Here is a 2,464-nt window from a genome sequence, read left to right on the forward strand (position 1 = left end):
CGATGATCACCCGGTTGTGCCAGCGCCAGGCGGGCCCCCGTCAGCAGCGGCCAGAAGAATTCCCAGACCGACACATCGAAACTGAACGGAGTTTTCTGCAGCACCGTGTCGGCGTCGTTCAGGCCGTAGGCCTTCTGCATCCAGTGCAGGCGATTGACCAGGGCCTGATGGCTGTTGCCTGCGCCTTTGGGGCGGCCGGTGGAACCGGAGGTGTAGATCACGTAAGCCAGATTGCTCGGGCTGGTCAGACTCTTCAGATTACTGACTGGATAACCGGCACCGGCATCTTCCAGCAACAGGCAATTCACGCCTGCGGGCACCGGCAATTGTTCGCGCAGATGCGCCTGGGTCAATAGCAGGCCAATGCCTGAGTCTTCGATCATGTAGGCCAGGCGATCCCGTGGATAATCCGGGTCCAGCGGCACGTAGGCGCCGCCCGCCTTGAGAATCGCCAGCAGGCCCACGACCATTTCCATGCTGCGTTCGGCGGCGACCCCTACCAATACATCGGGGCCTACGCCACGCTCGCGCAACTGCTGCGCGACCTGGTTGGCACGCAGGTTGAGCAAGCCGTAACTCATCTGCTGCTCACCGAACAGCAGAGCCGTGGCATCGGGAGCCCTGGCGGACTGCGCTTCGATCAGGGCATGAATGCACTGCTCGTCAGGATAGGGTGCCGAGGTACGATTCCACTCACGTAGCAGGACCTGCTGCTCAACCTCATCAAGCATCGGCAATTCGGCTACGCACTGCTGCACGTCATTGAGCATGGCCATCAACAGATGCCGCCAGTGCGTCGCCAGGCGCTCGACCGTGGCGCTATCGAACAGCGCCGTGGCGTAATTCAACGACGCGAACAAGCCCTGCGGGTCCTCAAAGGTTTCCAGGGTCAGGTCGAATTGCGCACTGTGCGCCTCCCAACCCAGATTCTCGACCCGCAGCCCGGCCAGTTCACCAGTAGCGCCTTTGGTCTGGGTCTGGTGATTGAACATCACCTGAAACAACGGGGTATGGCTGAGGCTGCGCTCCGGCTGCAGGGCTTCGACCAGTTGTTCGAACGGCAGATCCTGATGGGCCTGGGCTTCCAGGGCCGTGCGTTTGACCTGAGCCAGCAGTTCGGCCAGGGTGGTGGTGATAGCGAATTCAGCCTTGAGCACCTGGGTATTGACGAAGAAGCCGATCAGCCCTTCGGTTTCCACTCGCGTACGGTTTGCCGCTGGCACCCCGACCCGAATGTCGCCCTGGCTCGAATAGCGATGCAGCAGGGCCTGGAACGAGGCCAACAGCACCATGAACAACGTCACGCCCTGCTCCTGGGCCAGGCGCTTGAGCCCTGAGGTCAGAGCCGCATCCAGTTGGATATCGAAACGCGCGCCGCTGAGGTCCTGCACCGCCGGACGCGGACGATCCAGGGGTAGTTCCAGCACCGGCTGTTCACCACCCAGTTGCTGTTGCCAGTACGCCAGTTGTCGTTCCTGCTCGCCGGCCTCCATCCAGCGCCGTTGCCAGATCGCATAGTCGGCGTACTGGATGGCCAGGGGCGGCAGTTCGACCGGGCTGCCGCTGAGCTGGCCCTGATACAGCTGCACCAGCTCCTCAACCATCAGCGGCATCGACCAACCATCAGCAACGATATGGTGCAACGTCACGATCAGCACATGATCCTGCTCGCCTTGGGATAACAGACGCAGGCGCAATAACGGACCGTGCTCCAGATCGAAGGGGCGGCGGATTTCAGCGGCGATCAGCTGCGGCAGTTGCTCGGCGGCCACCGGCCCGTCCAGTTGCAGGCTCAGGGGCAGTGATTCATGCACCTGCTGCACCGGCTGCTCATCCTGCAAGGTAAAGGTCGTGCGCAAGGATTCATGGCGATCCACCAGTGCTGCGAACGCGGCTTCAAGGGCAGACACCTGCAATGCTCCGCGCAGCTGCAACACCGTCGGAATATGGTAAGCCGCACTCTGCGGGTCCATCTGCCAGAGAACCCACTGGCGTTGCTGGGCATAGGACAACGGCAACCGCTCGAACCCGGAGCGCAGTTCGGGGATCGGCAGGTTGGCCGGTGAAATGCCCTCGGCGAGCATCTGTTGCAGATACTGTTTGCGCTTATCCAGCGGTAGCTTGATAAAACGACGGATGATGCCTACTGCCAACTCATTGTTCATTCGACCGACTCCAGGTCTTCGGCGAGGAAGCTCAATCGACGGAGCTTCTCTTCAAAACTGTCCTCCTCTACAACGTTCAAGGCGTCGGCAAATTCACTAAGTTTCGGGAACTGGAACAACAGCTCCGGTTTAAGGCTGCGACCCAACTGCAACTGGATGCGGGAAATCACCGTCAACGACAGCAACGAATGACCGCCCAGTTCGAAGAAATCGTCATTCAGGCCGACCCGCTCGACCTTCAGCACATCGGCCCAGATCGCCGCCAGCTGCTGCTGCAATTCTGTTTCCGGCTCGATATA

Annotated in this window: 2 protein-coding genes; both read right to left on the reverse strand. The window is 60.7% G+C overall.

All coding sequences use genetic code 11. The features are described 5' to 3' along the window. On the reverse strand, positions 1-2,165 hold a 2,165-nt coding region (locus tag M2401_RS34270; RefSeq protein WP_259111501.1), incomplete at its 3' end, for a condensation domain-containing protein. Beyond that, on the reverse strand, positions 2,162-2,464 hold a 303-nt coding region (locus M2401_RS34275; protein WP_259111503.1), incomplete at its 5' end, for a phosphopantetheine-binding protein. The genes M2401_RS34275 and M2401_RS34270, both read right to left, overlap by 4 nt.

The organism is Pseudomonas sp. JUb42 (genome assembly GCF_024807945.1).
Taxonomy (GTDB): Bacteria; Pseudomonadota; Gammaproteobacteria; order Pseudomonadales; family Pseudomonadaceae; genus Aquipseudomonas.